This window comes from Koromonas soli (assembly GCF_059726265.1).
The window spans coordinates 4,082,926-4,096,460 of record NZ_AP040872.1 but is presented as its reverse complement, the minus strand read 5'-3'; the positions used below and the strand labels follow the sequence as shown (position 1 = coordinate 4,096,460).

General features: G+C 57.5%; 15 protein-coding genes. 10 read left to right on the top strand and 5 right to left on the bottom strand.

From position 1 onward, the window contains the following. The first annotated feature begins 8 nt into the window (after window positions 1–8). From AC6IY8_RS17870 to AC6IY8_RS17855, 4 genes are all read left to right on the top strand, one after another. Window positions 9–1,586, top strand: coding sequence for an acyl-CoA carboxylase subunit beta (locus AC6IY8_RS17870; RefSeq protein WP_497776088.1), 1,578 nt, complete (start codon window positions 9–11; stop codon window positions 1,584–1,586). Between the two features lie 20 nt (window positions 1,587–1,606). After that, window positions 1,607–1,924: a hypothetical protein gene (locus AC6IY8_RS17865; RefSeq protein ID WP_497776087.1), complete on the top strand. Its 318-nt coding sequence runs from the start codon at window positions 1,607–1,609 to the stop codon at window positions 1,922–1,924. Window positions 1,925–2,057: 133 nt separating this feature from the next. Then, window positions 2,058–2,453 (top strand): biotin/lipoyl-containing protein, encoded by a 396-nt coding sequence (locus AC6IY8_RS17860; protein ID WP_497776086.1) that lies wholly within the window; start codon window positions 2,058–2,060, stop codon window positions 2,451–2,453. After that, complete coding sequence (locus AC6IY8_RS17855; protein WP_497776084.1) at window positions 2,453–2,944, top strand: VOC family protein; 492 nt, start codon at window positions 2,453–2,455, stop codon at window positions 2,942–2,944. The genes AC6IY8_RS17860 and AC6IY8_RS17855 overlap by 1 nt, the downstream gene beginning before the upstream one ends. A 97-nt stretch (window positions 2,945–3,041) precedes the next feature. Here the strand turns inward: AC6IY8_RS17855 and AC6IY8_RS17850 are convergent, their stop codons facing one another. The 3 genes from AC6IY8_RS17850 to AC6IY8_RS17840 form a co-directional block, all read right to left on the bottom strand. Continuing rightward, window positions 3,042–4,016, bottom strand: a complete 975-nt coding sequence (locus AC6IY8_RS17850; RefSeq protein ID WP_497776083.1) for a DHH family phosphoesterase — start codon at window positions 4,014–4,016, stop codon at window positions 3,042–3,044. Further along, window positions 4,013–4,387, bottom strand: a complete 375-nt coding sequence (gene rbfA, locus AC6IY8_RS17845) for a 30S ribosome-binding factor RbfA (protein WP_497776081.1) — start codon at window positions 4,385–4,387, stop codon at window positions 4,013–4,015. The genes AC6IY8_RS17850 and rbfA overlap by 4 nt, the downstream gene beginning before the upstream one ends. A gap of 110 nt (window positions 4,388–4,497) precedes the next feature. After that, window positions 4,498–5,316 carry an MBL fold metallo-hydrolase gene (locus AC6IY8_RS17840; RefSeq protein ID WP_497776079.1) on the bottom strand — a complete coding sequence of 273 codons (819 nt, stop codon included), beginning with the start codon at window positions 5,314–5,316 and terminating at the stop codon, window positions 4,498–4,500. Between the two features lie 310 nt (window positions 5,317–5,626). On the opposite strand from AC6IY8_RS17840, the gene AC6IY8_RS17835 reads away from it, so the two are divergent. The 5 genes from AC6IY8_RS17835 to amrA all read left to right on the top strand — a co-directional run bounded on the left by AC6IY8_RS17835 (window position 5,627) and on the right by amrA (window position 8,996). Next, window positions 5,627–6,013: a PilZ domain-containing protein gene (locus AC6IY8_RS17835; RefSeq protein ID WP_497776078.1), complete on the top strand. Its 387-nt coding sequence runs from the start codon at window positions 5,627–5,629 to the stop codon at window positions 6,011–6,013. A gap of 68 nt (window positions 6,014–6,081) precedes the next feature. Then, window positions 6,082–7,065, top strand: a complete 984-nt coding sequence (locus AC6IY8_RS17830) for a hypothetical protein (RefSeq protein ID WP_497776077.1) — start codon at window positions 6,082–6,084, stop codon at window positions 7,063–7,065. A gap of 152 nt (window positions 7,066–7,217) precedes the next feature. Then, the gene (locus AC6IY8_RS17825) at window positions 7,218–7,565 is read left to right on the top strand and encodes an HU family DNA-binding protein (RefSeq protein ID WP_497776075.1); all 348 of its coding nucleotides are present in this window, start codon (window positions 7,218–7,220) and stop codon (window positions 7,563–7,565) included. Window positions 7,566–7,708: 143 nt separating this feature from the next. After that, window positions 7,709–8,353 (top strand): CDP-diacylglycerol--glycerol-3-phosphate 3-phosphatidyltransferase, encoded by a 645-nt coding sequence (gene pgsA / locus AC6IY8_RS17820; RefSeq protein ID WP_497776074.1) that lies wholly within the window; start codon window positions 7,709–7,711, stop codon window positions 8,351–8,353. Window positions 8,354–8,420: 67 nt separating this feature from the next. Then, window positions 8,421–8,996: an AmmeMemoRadiSam system protein A gene (amrA, locus tag AC6IY8_RS17815; protein ID WP_497776073.1), complete on the top strand. Its 576-nt coding sequence runs from the start codon at window positions 8,421–8,423 to the stop codon at window positions 8,994–8,996. Window positions 8,997–9,085: 89 nt separating this feature from the next. On the opposite strand, the gene AC6IY8_RS17810 is transcribed toward amrA, so the two are convergent. Then, window positions 9,086–9,970, bottom strand: coding sequence for a hypothetical protein (locus tag AC6IY8_RS17810; RefSeq protein ID WP_497776072.1), 885 nt, complete (start codon window positions 9,968–9,970; stop codon window positions 9,086–9,088). Window positions 9,971–10,187: 217 nt separating this feature from the next. Here AC6IY8_RS17810 and aroE point away from each other — a divergent pair, with 217 nt between their 5' ends. Further along, window positions 10,188–12,083 carry a shikimate dehydrogenase gene (aroE, locus tag AC6IY8_RS17805; protein ID WP_497776070.1) on the top strand — a complete coding sequence of 632 codons (1,896 nt, stop codon included), beginning with the start codon at window positions 10,188–10,190 and terminating at the stop codon, window positions 12,081–12,083. 84 nt (window positions 12,084–12,167) lie between these two features. Here the strand turns inward: aroE and AC6IY8_RS17800 are convergent, their stop codons facing one another. Next, on the bottom strand, window positions 12,168–13,301 hold the full coding sequence (locus AC6IY8_RS17800; RefSeq protein WP_497776068.1) for a GGDEF domain-containing protein: 1,134 nt from the start codon (window positions 13,299–13,301) through the stop codon (window positions 12,168–12,170). Between the last annotated feature and the right edge of the window lie 234 nt (window positions 13,302–13,535).

Below are 13,535 nucleotides of genomic sequence, written 5' to 3'. Positions count from 1 at the left end.
GGTACAGAATGGCTACTTCAGTTTCGGCCAAGCCGAATAGCAAGACAATGGAAGAGCGCGTAGCTGCCCTTCGCGCAAAGCGCGCGGAAGTTGAGCAGGGTGGCGGCGCACAACGTATCGAAAAACAACACTCGCAGGGCAAGTTGACCGCCCGCGAGCGCGTCGAAAAACTCGTCGATAAGAATTCGTTCGAGGAAATCGGCGCCTACGCACAGCACCGCGCCACGCTGTTTGGCATGGAAGGCAAAGAGCTTCCTGCTGACGGCATCGTGACCGGATGCGCGCAGATCGACGGCCGCTTGGTGCACCTGGCCAGCCAGGACTTCACCGTCGCGGGCGGCGCTGCCGGTGAAGTTCACAATGATAAGGCTGTTGACGTCATGAAGCTGGCGTTGAAGACCGGATCGCCCTTCGTCTTCATCAACGATTCAGGCGGAGCCCGCATTCAGGAAGGCATCGACGCCCTGGGTGGCTACGGCCGCGTGTTCTACAACAACGTGATGTTGAGCGGCATCGTGCCGCAGATTTCACTCATTTGCGGACCGTGCGCGGGCGGTGCAGTTTATAGCCCGGCGCTGACCGACTTCATCATCCAGACCAAGCAGGCCCAGATGTTTATCACTGGACCACAGGTTATCAAGCAGGTCACTGGCGAGGTGGTCACTGGCGAGGCCCTCGGCGGTCCTGTTGCACAGATGAACAACTCGGGTGTGGTTCACTTTGTCGCCGAAAGCGATGCCGACGCCATCTACATCTGCCGTCGGTTGCTGAGCTTCCTACCCTCGAACAACCTGGAAGATCCGCCGCGCTTGCAGTACGAGTTCTCGATGGAAGACGATGCTTCCCTGAACGGCATTGTTCCCGTCGAGGGCAAGCAGGCATACGATGTGCGCGAAATCCTGACTCGCATCCTGGATCACAACGATTTCATGGAAGTGCAGCCGGGCTTTGCTCCGAACATCGTCATCGGCTTTGGCCGCATCGAGGGACGCTCGATCGGAATCATCGCCAACCAACCGAGCGTGCTTGCCGGCGCGCTGGATATCAATGCCAGCGACAAGGCTGCACGGTTCATCCGCTTCCTGAATGCCTTCAATATTCCTATCGTGACCTTTGTGGACGTTCCGGGCTTCCTGCCTGGCGTGCAGCAAGAGTACGGCGGCATCATCCGCCACGGCGCGAAAATGCTGTTCGCGTACTCGGCGGCGACCAGCCCGAAGATCACCGTCATTCTGCGCAAAGCTTACGGCGGCGCGTATCTGGCGATGTGCTCCAAGGACCTGGGTGCTGACCGCGTGCTTGCATGGCCGACTGCGGAAGTCGCCGTAATGGGCGCAGAAGGCGCGGCCGAGATCGTGTTCCGCAAGGAAATCGATGCGGCTGAAGACAAGAAGGCAAAGCGTCAGGAGCTGATTGGCCTGTATCGCGATGCGTTCGCCAATCCGTTCGTAGCCGCCGGGCGTCGCCTGGTGGACGATGTGATTGAGCCCTCGAAGACGCGGCGTTCGTTGGCCCAGGCGCTGCATGCGCTCGAGACCAAGCGCGAACTGCGGCCTTCCAAGAAGCACGGACTGATTCCGCTCTAATCGCGGCGAGGAGACTGAGAATGGCATCGACAGCAGTAGATAAGGGAGCCACCAAGAGCCCGTCGGAAGCGGAATTGAAACAGTTGCATGCCGAGCTGGAAGCTCTGAAGAAAGAACTTCAGGAGCGCATCAGCACAGTGGAAGCCATGCTGCCAAAAGCTTCTGCTCCGGCCGAGCAACCGGTTTCGCCGGAAACTCTGGCAATCATCGCGGTGGCCGTCACAGCATACCTTGGCAAGAAGGTGAAGATCCGCTCGGCACGACTCATCCCGACGGTGAATCAATGGGCGCAGGCCGGACGCGCAACGATCCAGGCCTCGCACAACCTGAAGCGCTAAAGCTGTAAGACTCCGGGGCGCCCCGGGATGAACTCCCGGGGCCTTGGACCGCAGATGATGATTGCGGCGCTCCGCTTAGGACGAGGCGCAATTGCGCGCCCAGGGTGCCGAACGCGGCACCAGGAGAACGACCTTGAAGCTACAGATCGGAATCGACGGAAAGTCCTACGAAGTCGAAGTAGAGATTACCGAGGAAGATACACCAAAGCCGCATTACATTCCGGCACAACCGGCAGCTACCACGATTACCGCAGCTCCGGCCGCGCCGGTTGCGGGTGCTCCGAAGGCCAAGGCGCCGGAAGGACCTGTGGACGAGAAGAAGGTCTGCCGTTCGCCAATCGCGGGTATGGTAACGCGAGTCAACGTGCAGGCCGGCCAGCAGATTCAGGCTAACGATCTGCTACTCGTGCTGGAAGCAATGAAAATGGAAACCAACGTCGTATCGCCTATCGCGGGCAAGGTGAAGAGCGTGAACGTAGCGCAAAGCGATGGCGTGCAGTTGAATCAAGTTCTGGTGGAGTTTGAATAATGAGCACAGCTACGAATCACAAGGCAATTGCAGAAGAGTTGAAGCAGGTACCGGGATTCCAGTTCATCGATCACTTCGCGATCTCCGTACCACAGGGACATCTGGACGGAATGGTGTCCGCCTATGAACTGCTGGGATTCCAGGAGATTCATCGCGAGGAAGTGCACGGCAAGGACATGGTCCGCGAAGCACTGCTTCAGATTGGCGAAGGTCCGAACCTGATCCAGTTGCTTGAACCGCTATCGCCCGAAAGCCCGGTGCAGAAGCTGATCGAAAAGAACGGTGGACGCGGCGGCTTCGCCCACGTTGCATTCCGGGTGAAAAGTGCCCAGAAGGCGTTCGACTACATGAAGGCAAATGGATTCACCATCATCGATGCGGCCCCGCGTCCGGGATCACGCGGAACAACCGTGTTCTTCGTGCATCCGAAATCGCGGGCGGAAAACGCCTTTGGTTTCCTGATTGAAGTAGTAGAAGACCCGAATAACTAAGCTATTTTTCTTTTGGTGAGAAGGGCGCGGAGATCATCCGCGCTCTTTCTGTGTTTTGCGGCGGAGACGCTGAAAGACTCTCGTGCAGTAGTTGATCTCAACTAGGAATTCTGCGTGTTTGCGGTTTAGCGAGAGCGGAGCGCAGCGCGGAGAGTACACGCGTGCGAGCCGATTCGAACGGGCCAGGAATGGCATGACCACTGGCGCAGAAATGGCCTCCACCACCAAACATCTCAGCGATGCGCGCAACATCGATGCGTCCCTTGCTGCGAAGACTCACACGATATCGTGAGTCCGAGGTTTCGCGGAAGAACACCGTGGCTTCGATGCCATCGATGCCCAATGCCCAGTTCACAAGTCCTTCACAGTCCTGCTCGGTGGCGCCGGTGGAGAGCATGTCGGCCTCGGAGACATGCATCCAGGAGATGCCGTCCTCGCACTCGAGAGTGGAGAGCGCGCGACCGAGAAGCCTCATCTTTGACGCGGTATTCGAGAAGTACACCTGCTGCGCTATCGTAGCTGGTTCGGCTCCGGCAAGAACCATCTCGCGCGCGAATGCAAAAGTCTGTGCGTTTGTGCCGGAATAGCAGAACGATCCTGTATCGGTGAGCACCGCCGTGTAGAGGCAGGTTGCGATGTCGCGAGTGATCGCAACATCGGCGTGTCTGGCGAGGCGGTACACAATCTCCGACGCAGCCGCTGCCGTGGACAAAACGTAGTTGATGTCGGCGTATTCGCCATAGGTGTTGTGATGATCGATGTTGACCGAGAACAGGCCGTCGATGCCTTCGAGTCCGGTGCGGCGAACGCTATCGCACTCCAGGATCAAAACTCCGTCGTATCGATCAGCAACAACCGGCCCGGTGCGAACTTCTGCGGCGCCGGGAAGACCGCGGTAGATGAACGGCACTCCGTCCGCAAGATAGCCATGGGCATGCTTGCCCATGGCACGAAGTATGAGAACGCAGCCGAGGACCGAGCCTACGGCATCGCCATCAGGCCGGGCGTGAGAGGTCACAGCCCAGCGCTGGCGCGATTGCACTGCGTTCACAACTTCGTCGAACGTATTCATTGATTCTTCTTTTTGCCCCGCTTATCGATCCGCTCCAATAACTCGTCAATTCTCGCTCCATAGGTGACAGAGCTATCGAGCACGAAGTGGAGATCGGGAGCGACACGCAAGCTCAGGTTTTCGGCCAGTTCATGCCGGATGAATCCGACAGCGTCGTTGAGAGCCGAGACGCATTCCTTCTGCTCGCGCTCATCTCCTTCCACCGCTACATAGATGCGCACGGCTTTGCCTCCCGGCGCAACGATCACATCATTGACCGAAACAAGACCGATGCGAGGGTCGGAGAGTTCACCGGTGACGATGGTTACGATTTCTTCCTTGATCGCTTCGATGAGCCGATCTTTGTGGTGTTGCGCACTGCGGTTTTCCAAGAAGCAATACTCCTGCGCCGTTGTGGAGGCGGTTTCCGATTTGTGACCGGGGAAACCCCTAAATTTATCATAGTGAGGGAGAGGGTCGCGAGAAAACGAGAAGGATAACGCTACAGATTTATCACGTCGCCTTCGCGGGCGGCACGAACCTTGTGGTAGTACTCCGAGGCGGATTTCTGGATGGCGTCGATGCACTGGTCATCATGGTCGGGATCGTGATGATAGAGGACCAGTTCTTTTGCGCCGCTTTCCATGACGACATCGACGGCCTCGCGCCAGTGGCTGTGTCCCCAGCCGCGGCGGCGGGCGCGGTACTCGTCAGGAAGGTATTGTGCGTCGTAGATGAGAACGTCTGCCCCTTCGGCAAGGCGGCGTAGATTGCGGTCGAAGACCGGGTGTCCGGGTTCGTTGTCCGTGGCATAGACAAGAACACCGCTACTGGTTTCCATGCGAAAACCTAAGCAACCTTGGGGATGATTGAGCCACATCGATTGCACGATACAGTCGTCAAACTCTACCCGCTCCTCCTCAATATCGTAGAAATTGCAGTGGGCAGCCATTTCCGTCATATCGACGGGGAAATAGGGATCGACCATCTGCTCCTCGATAACACGTTGCAGGCCGCGAGTGCGGCTCGAGGAATGGAAGTAGAAGTAGTTGTCGGGATTGTTATAGAGGGGCACGAAAAACGGAATGCCCTGGATGTGGTCCCAATGAAAATGAGAGAGAAAAATATGAGCCTTGATCGGAACAGAACCCTGCTCGACGCTGAGGCTCTTGCCGAGATTGCGGAAGCCGGTACCGCAATCGAAAATGTAGAGATGGCCGTTGATGCGCACCTCAACGCAGGGCGTGTTCCCGCCATACCGCATGTTTTCCATTTGCGGTGTGGGTGTCGAGCCGCGAACGCCCCAGAACTTAATCTCCATGCTTCTCCTGCTTGAGAGCAGAACCGGCAAATCGTGCTGCGCTGGCTCCCAACACTGTAGGTACGGTGTTAAGAGATAGCAAAGTATAAACGTGAATACCCTCTTTGTCTCACGTTCGGCAGAAGTCAGGCCTTCGCGAGCATGGCGAACCACGCGACTGGCGAGCTAAATTCAGTGCTGTCGAAGGAAATCCCATTCTGACACACATATTCACGGGCGGAAAGACGATTACTAGTTCGGTATCTCCCCTATCCTTCAGCTTGACTCTTCCAGAGGCAAACGTAAGCTGGAGTGGCGAAAGGGAGCAGCAATGAAACAGAGCTCCGTAGAAGACAAGCGGATGGTTAGGCGTTTTGCGGTCGAACTGCCAGTGCAAGTGATGTCGAATGGCGGCGACCAGGTCAAAACCGTATCGGCGAAAACACGGGACGTCAGCTCGCAAGGCATCTGCTTCTATTGCGATGCGGAGATCAGCAAGAACTCAACGATCGAGTTCCTGCTGACTTTGCCGGCCGAAATCACCATGGCCGATCCACTGAATGTCCACTGCCACGGAACTGTGGTTCGAGTGGAGACGTGCGGGCAGGAGGGCAGCACTTACAAGATTGCCGCCGCTATTGACAGCTATGAATTTGTAAGCGACGACGGTCTGGTAACCGTGAGCTCGTCTGACCGAGTGGGCTGTGTGATTCAATAACAAAACACGAGCGGGAGCGGGGGGTAATCGCCGCCACTCGCCTATCCGTGTGATTCAATAGGGAAATTGTGAACAAGCGTGTGCTGCTGCTGGGCTGTGCGATGGCCGTGCCGACGGCACTCCATGCACAGAATGCGATTGGCGAGGTGTATTCGGGAGACGCGAGCGTGCGCGGCGCGGTCATTCTCTCAGGCAATGGTGCGCGAGTACTGAGTAACTCGCAGGTTTCGGCCGGCGACGGAGTGGCCTTGCTGCGCCTGGAGCGCGGTGGCGAACTCCGCATTTGCCCAAAGACAAACCTCTCGCTTTCCAGCGATGCGGCAGGACGCTCGCTGGTACTGGGCATGAACACCGGAGCCATGGAGCTGAACTACACACTGCACACGGCACAGGATTCCCTACTCACCCCGGATTTCCGGTTTCAACTGATCAGCCCCGGGACATTCCACTTGGCGATCACCGTTGCGCCCTCGGGAGATACCTGCGTGCGATCGCTGCCGGGCAACGATGCCTCCCTTTTCGTGGCGGAAATGATGGGCGGCGATTCCTACCAGCTTGTGCCGGGGAAAAGCGTTCTGTTTCGGGGCGGCAGGATTTCAGGAGCCACTGAGGCTCCGCCCTCGTGTGGATGCAAGGCCACAAAGCCGCAACCGGAGGTATTGAAGGCAATCACTCCGAGCGAGAACCCCGTCATCCCCAAAGCGCCTCAGCCTCCGGCTGCGATGGAAGCGCCAAAGCTGAATACACCACCGGTTTTGCCCGAAATCGTGCTGAACAGCACTGCCGAAGTGCCGGAACGCGAATCGCGAACCGATCCTGCAGAGCCGCATTTGGAAGTGGAAAGTCAGTTCGCTTATCGTGGCGGAGAGATGGGTGAGGATTATTATGCGACGGTGGCGCGGCTTTCGGTCTCGACCGACAACTCACGGCTCGCCTTAGGCCTTCTGCCCAAGGTAAATCCACCTTCGGTGGCCAGAACTGAGGCAGCCGAGAAGAAGCCAAGCGTGCTGCGCCGTTTTGGCCGAATGCTGGGGCGGATGTTCTGGAAATGAAACTTGCGAAAACCGATGTAGCTCGCGAATTCCTTTGAATTGCCCCCTACTGCTATCGGCAGCAGGCGTGGTAAACTCCGAGTTGCCAACGTTTTAGCCTTTGGTTTCTGACGCGCGGTATTTTGAAATCCGCTACACGGAGATACAAGAACATGACGAAAGCCGATCTCATCGAAGAAGTTTCACGACTGGCCGAACTGACCCGCAAGGACAGCGAAGTCATTGTGGAGACAATCTTCGACAGCGTAGTGAGAGCTCTCCGCAGCGGAGACAAGATCGAGATTCGTGGTTTTGGCAGCTTCCGCACACGGCAGCGCAAACCGCGAGTGGGACGCAATCCGAAGACCGGCGACCGCGTGGAAGTGCCTCCCAAGAAGATTCCCTTCTTCAAACCCAGCAAAGAGTTGAAGGACATGGTGAATGAGGCTGCAGCCGCTGCGAAACCGCAGGCTGCCGCTGCCGAAGCAGGCTCTGCAGACGCGGCAAAACCAGAGAGCTGATCATAAAGCTAAACTCAGGCACAGCGCGGGCCAACTACACGCTTTGAGACTCGCGGCTGTATGAAATCGCTTTCGGGTCACCGCAGATGCGATGTGATCCGGAGCATTCGAAATTAGAAGCGGCGGCGGGTGTTTTTGCTCTCGTGAATCTGCCTAATTCCATTACGCTCGGACGGATCTGCTGCGTCCCACTGTTCTTGTGGGTGCTGGGGAGTGCGCGCTTTCAGGGCGTGCATGGCCGGCAGGAGTTGCTGGCAGCGGCAGTTTTTCTGCTTGCTTCGCTCACCGATGGTGTTGATGGATATCTCGCGCGCCGTAATCACCAGGTCACAACGCTGGGAATGCTGCTTTCTCCTCTGGCTGACAAGCTGCTGGTCGCTACCGCCTACATCACTCTCGTACAGTTTGCACCGTCGCTGGTCTCCGCATGGATCGCCGTATTAATCGTTGGCCGCGAATTCCTCGTTACTGGACTGAGTTCGGTGGCGGTACAGGAAGGCATGACGCTGCGCGTACGCGATATTGGGAAGTTCAAGACCGTCGTGCAGATCATCTCCGTGGTTTCCGTGCTGATGGCGCATGCATGGCCAGTGTGGAACGTTGGCGGGACTACGCTGCCTGGATCCGATCTTGCTGTAGGCGCAATCTGGATGATGCTGAGCGTATCGTTGCTGTCGGCTTTCGCCTACTTCCGCGCGTTCTGGACAGAGGCGCTGGCCCAGAGCAAAAAGCGGCAAACGCCACTACCATTCGTGGTGAATCGCGGCGGCGATAAGACGCGAGCCTGAGCGCCCATCCAGCGTTCCCAACGCTATTTTGCGGTGCATCTCTGATCCTGCATGGCGATTGCTTCTCATGAACTCCTTCCCCAACGAATACTCTGAAGACGAACGGCGTTGGCTACTACGGCTTGCACACCGAAGTATTCGGCAAGCGGTCACCGGCAGCAATACGAGGGCTGAGTCTGCAAGCGCGCACCTGCGCGAGCCTCGTGGGGCATTTACGACGCTACATCAAGGTGGCAAGCTGCGCGGCTGTATTGGATATGTGCTCGCGACCGATCCCCTGGATGAAACGGTACGCAGAACGGCACGCGGGGCAGCACTGGAAGACCCAAGATTCTCGCCCGTGAGCGAGAGTGAGTTGGACGACTTACTGGTAGAAATCAGCGTTCTGTCACCAATGTTTGGCATCGCCCCGGAGGATGTCGTGGTAGGCCGCCATGGACTGATGGTGAGCTATGGTGGCCGACGCGGACTGTTATTACCTCAGGTGCCAGGAGAGTATGGGTGGGACCGCGAAACCTTCCTCGGGCAGACTTGTCGAAAAGCAGGTCTCCCCGCAGACATGTGGCAAAGAGGCGCAACTCTGCAAGCTTTCACCGCAGAGGTTTTCGGGGAGAGAGAGCCGGGAGAGAGCTTGAAGGAATAGAGCTGCGTGTGCTCGTTTATGCAAGTTAAAAGCGCCCCAAGATCTCTGCCTGGGGCGCTCTTCTGTTCTGATCAGTGGCTCATCGCTCTTTAGTTCTGTTCCTGCTGCACAACATCGCCCAGTGCAATATCTGCAAACGAGCGGGTGACAATCACAGTGGACGAGTGCGCTGTGGCGCTCAGCACAAAAACTTCGCCAACCACATGCTGCGGGAGACGCGCATTATCGCTGGGTTTCATCTTGGGCGCGTCAACCACGGTATCTTCGCCTCGTGGCAGGCGCTCAGAGGCGCGATCCATGCGGTTCAGGTCGTCCGGTGCATAGCCGCGAAGCAATTGCAGGTAATCTCCGGGTTTTGCGCCCTTTTCGGTACCGAAATCGGTGTAGATCACACTGCCGTCGCCGAGCACCCCGGTGAAGTCTTTCGCTCCGAGCAAGTGGCCTTTGGGAGCGCTGGACCTATCCTGAAATTCCTTAATGGCAGGTTGAGTAGCACGGAAAGACAGGGAAGGCTTTTCCTGAAAAGGAACCACGATGTCTCCCGGAACCGCCGAGTCGCATGCGAAGTCGAAGGTCGCGATAGAGACGCTCTTCTGGATGGAACGCACCGTCACCCAGCCGATTTCCTGATAGAGAGCGCCTGTTTTGCCTAACCTCTTGCGCAGATCGGGGGAGGAGTCTTCGCGATTAGGGTCGGAGACATGGCGCAGGATGCTGTACCGCTGTCCCTCGACAAGAGCGGGGCCGCCGATGAAGAGCTGCGCCTTCGCGGGGAAATGGTCTTCGTGAGGGCTCTCCTTGGAACCGAGCAGATGGTTTACGCGGGGAATGGAGTCCCTGGTCAGGAAGCCGGCACAATACATTTGGCTGTAGCTAGGACTTTTCGTCGCGGCAGCATGAGTTTCGGGCGCGGGGCCGGCTTGTGCCAAAAGAGTTCCTGAGAACAGGGTGAACGCAATGATCAGGTGTTTCATTCCACGCTCCCGTTTCAACCGCTTGCAAAATAGGGGTTTTCGCGATGCTAGGTGGAAGCTAACAAAGGCAGGTGCAAGGGTCAAGTGACGATGGGGCAAGACAGGCGGGAAGCGGTTGACTGATCTGGCACATTACACTGTTTGTGCAAAATAGTAGACAAAAAAGTCATTAGAGGCATTGCAACCAGTCGACTGGCTAATTACTATGTGCGCACAAATGACTGTTCCACCGATCAATTACGCTGCACGCTCCCTGCGCTTTCGTATGCCGCGGATATGCGTTGCGATTACAAGTACGGATCCGGCTGAGTTGCTGGAAAGAGCGGAAACCGTTCTGCGCGAAAATCCCCTGGTTGAGCTCCGGCTCGACCATCTGAAGGCACCCCTCTCTGCCGTGCCACGGCTGAAAAGACTGATGGAGGTGCGTCCTGACGCGGTGGTGATCGCCACCTGCCGCAGGAGCGTGGCTGGCGGCGGGTTCCACGGTTCACTGGAGGCGCAGCTCGACATCATGCGCAAAGCGGCTGACGCGGGCTGCCCGGCGGTGGACCTCGAGATTGAGAGCGTAGAGGCCATGGCTAGCGCGGACTGGGAAGATCTCCGGTCGCGAGCGGCTATCGTCCTCTCCTACCACGATTTCAAAGCCACGACAAAGCTCGAAGAGACTTTCGGGCGCATGCGCGCCTTCAACGCCGATTTCTACAAGGTCGTAGGAACCGCCACCTCCCTGCATGACAACGTGAAGATGATCCGCTTCCTCGAGGAGCACGGATCGGAATACGCCATGGTAGGCATGTGCATGGGCGAGCAAGGAGTGCTGAGCCGCATTCTGAGCATACGCGCCGGTGGCGCCTTCACCTTCGGCTCAGCCGAGCATGGCAAGGAAACAGCGCCAGGACAACCGACCTTCCGCGAGCTGCGCGACTTCTATCGCGTGGAGCAGATGGAGTCGGTCACGAAGGTTTATGGCATTGCAGGAGATCCGGTTTCGCACTCAATGTCGCCGTGGGTGATGAACGCGGCGTTCCGGCGCGAGAACGTGAATGCCGTGTACCTGCCCCTGCATGCCAAGACCCTGGATGATCTGCTTTCGACCGCCACTGACCTTCCTGTGAATGGCATGAGCGTGACTATGCCGTATAAGCAGGCCATGGTCGAGCATCTGGAAAACAGCGACGTGCTGACGCAGCGTACCGGAGCATGCAACACCGTGGTGCGCGGCAAGGACGGCGCTCTGTTCGGATTCAACACGGATGTATATGGCATCGTCGCGGCTGTTGAGTCGCGCGTGAACCTGCAAGGCGCTCGCGTGTTGGTACTGGGCGCGGGAGGCGCCGCGCGGGCGGCTGTATTTGGATTGCAGGCGAAGGGTGCCGAGGTTTCGATTCTGAACCGCACACCTGCAAAGGCTCAGGCTCTGGCCAAGCAGGCAGGGGCGAAGCTGTTGAAGCGCAGCGATGTTGCCAAGATGTCGTTTGACGTAATCTTCAACGGTACGCCGGTGGGCATGGGTGGCGACAAGCACACGCCTTTGGAAGAGAACGAACTGAACGCCGTGTGGGTGTTTGATTCGGTGTACAACCCGATTCAGACAGGGCTGCTGAAGCTGGCGCAATCGAAGGGCTGCGGCACGATCAGCGGCGCAGAAATGTTTGTACACCAGGCGGCGCGGCAGTTTGAAATTTGGACCGGAAAGCCTGCACCGATCGACAGCATCCGGCAGGTGCTTCTGCGTCAGTTGGGGGCCGTTGGAGGCGAGAACCAGACTCCGACTCCAACCGTAGTGCAGCCGAAGGCACGAGCAATTGCAGCCAATGCTGCGGCCACCGAGCCCGCTGAACCCGTGACCAAGGTTGCCGAACCGGTAGAACAAGCGAAACCGGAACCGAAGTCTGAAGCGAAACACAAGACAGTTTCAGCCAAGGCCAAGGTAGTGGTTTCAAAAGCTGCCCCGGTGAAGGCCACGCATGCAAAAGCTGCAAAAGCAGCGGCGGCTCCCGCGAAAGCGTCGAAGGTTCCAGTGAAGGTCGCGGTGAAAGCAAGCAAAGCGGTAGCAAAGCCGGTGGCCTCTAAAGCAGCAAAGAAATCGAAGGTGATCGCCAAGGGACGTTAGTACCGGAAAAGTTTGAGTGCCCCACCCTTACCGCCGAAAAGTTTGGCGTAAAGAGTGGGGCACACGTTTGCATTCATTTGTTAATTACGATGCTTCGGACTTTTCCTTATTGCGCTTGAGGTCGGCGTAGAGCACAACGCGATTGCGACCGCGGGCTTTTGCTTCGTAAAGAGCGGCATCGGCGGCCTCAAGCAGATCGCGTTTGAAGTGTGCCTCAGATGGAAATACGGAAACTCCCACGCTGATGGTGACGTGCTCGGATTCCTGCCCTGCCTCGGTACGAACTCCAGTGAAGAAATTGGCCTGCTCGACAGAGTAGCGAACGCGTTGTGCAACCAGCGTTGCGCCGGTGAGATCGGTCTCGGGGAGCAGCAGGATGAACTCTTCCCCTCCATAGCGGGCGGCTGTATCAATCTCGCGCAGGTCGCGCGCGAGGATGGCAGCTACATCGCGAAGAACAATGTCTCCGGCGTGATGTCCGTGCGTGTCGTTGAGACGCTTGAAGTGGTCGATGTCGATCATCAGGATCGACAGAGGAGTTCCGCGGCGCTCGGCGCGCGCGAGTTCCAGATCGAGTTGCTGCTCGAAAAAGCCGCGGGTCTTGAGGCCGGTAAGAAAATCCGTGAACGCAAAACGCAGCAGCGTCTCGTTGGAGTAGTCGCGCGCCAGCATGCTCTCGGCGATCAGCGAGAGTATCCATAACAACTGCGCATCTTCGTGAGTGAAGCTGTCGGTGCGGTCGCCAAACAACTGCAGCGAGCCCATCACTCGATTGCGCACAAACAAAGGCACGACGAGCACACTCGACGCATCCATCGCTCGAAGCAATGCGTCTGCTTCGTGTTGGGAATTTCGCGTGAGCAATAATGGACGCGCAAGCTTCGCCGACCAGTAGTTGAGCACATTCGCACGCGTGTAGCTGTCCTCATCTGGATCAGGCATATTGCGCGTGACGCGGACGTGCATGACTTCGCCATCTTCTTCCCAGAAATAAACCGCACCGCGCACAAAGCTGACGATCTCGGCAGCAAGATCGCAGATGAGATTCAGCGTGGAGGGAAGTTCCATCTCCAACCCGGCAAGCATGCTCATGCGCAGCAGCACATTGACCTCGCGAGCGCGACGGGCGATGGTCTCTTCCTGAAGCTCGGAAAAAACCTCGACGGCATATCGCTCGAGCAGGTCGGGTTGGGGAGAAGAACGCGAAGGTTGTGCCATACAAGACGAATCAGGGCGCGGCTTGAGTGTCTAAGATGCATTCTGCGAAGCTCGTGCCGCCCCGCCACCCGCTCAATGCCGGTTCTGCGCGTTCGGTTGCGAAATTAAGCGTTTCGCTCTATGATTGTGATGGTGAGAACCACCTAAGTGCCGTTTGCGATGGCACTCGTGGCTGCCAGAAAGAAGATTCCTTGGGCCCAGAAAAACAAAAAAGGAACCGCTCCGGATGCGATA

Bases quoted from the DNA above. Each gene is read 5' to 3' on its own strand.
- AC6IY8_RS17870 (WP_497776088.1), top strand. From the start codon at position 9: ATGGCTACTTCAGTTTCGGCCAAGCCGAATAGCAAGACAATGGAAGAG.
- AC6IY8_RS17865 (WP_497776087.1), top strand. From the start codon at position 1,607: ATGGCATCGACAGCAGTAGATAAGGGAGCCACCAAGAGCCCGTCGGAA.
- AC6IY8_RS17855 (WP_497776084.1), top strand. From the start codon at position 2,453: ATGAGCACAGCTACGAATCACAAGGCAATTGCAGAAGAGTTGAAGCAG.
- AC6IY8_RS17850 (WP_497776083.1), bottom strand. From the start codon at position 4,016: ATGAATACGTTCGACGAAGTTGTGAACGCAGTGCAATCGCGCCAGCGC.
- AC6IY8_RS17840 (WP_497776079.1), bottom strand. From the start codon at position 5,316: ATGGAGATTAAGTTCTGGGGCGTTCGCGGCTCGACACCCACACCGCAA.
- AC6IY8_RS17835 (WP_497776078.1), top strand. From the start codon at position 5,627: ATGAAACAGAGCTCCGTAGAAGACAAGCGGATGGTTAGGCGTTTTGCG.
- AC6IY8_RS17825 (WP_497776075.1), top strand. From the start codon at position 7,218: ATGACGAAAGCCGATCTCATCGAAGAAGTTTCACGACTGGCCGAACTG.
- amrA (WP_497776073.1), top strand. From the start codon at position 8,421: ATGAACTCCTTCCCCAACGAATACTCTGAAGACGAACGGCGTTGGCTA.
- AC6IY8_RS17810 (WP_497776072.1), bottom strand. From the start codon at position 9,970: ATGAAACACCTGATCATTGCGTTCACCCTGTTCTCAGGAACTCTTTTG.
- aroE (WP_497776070.1), top strand. From the start codon at position 10,188: ATGACTGTTCCACCGATCAATTACGCTGCACGCTCCCTGCGCTTTCGT.
- AC6IY8_RS17800 (WP_497776068.1), bottom strand. From the start codon at position 13,301: ATGGCACAACCTTCGCGTTCTTCTCCCCAACCCGACCTGCTCGAGCGA.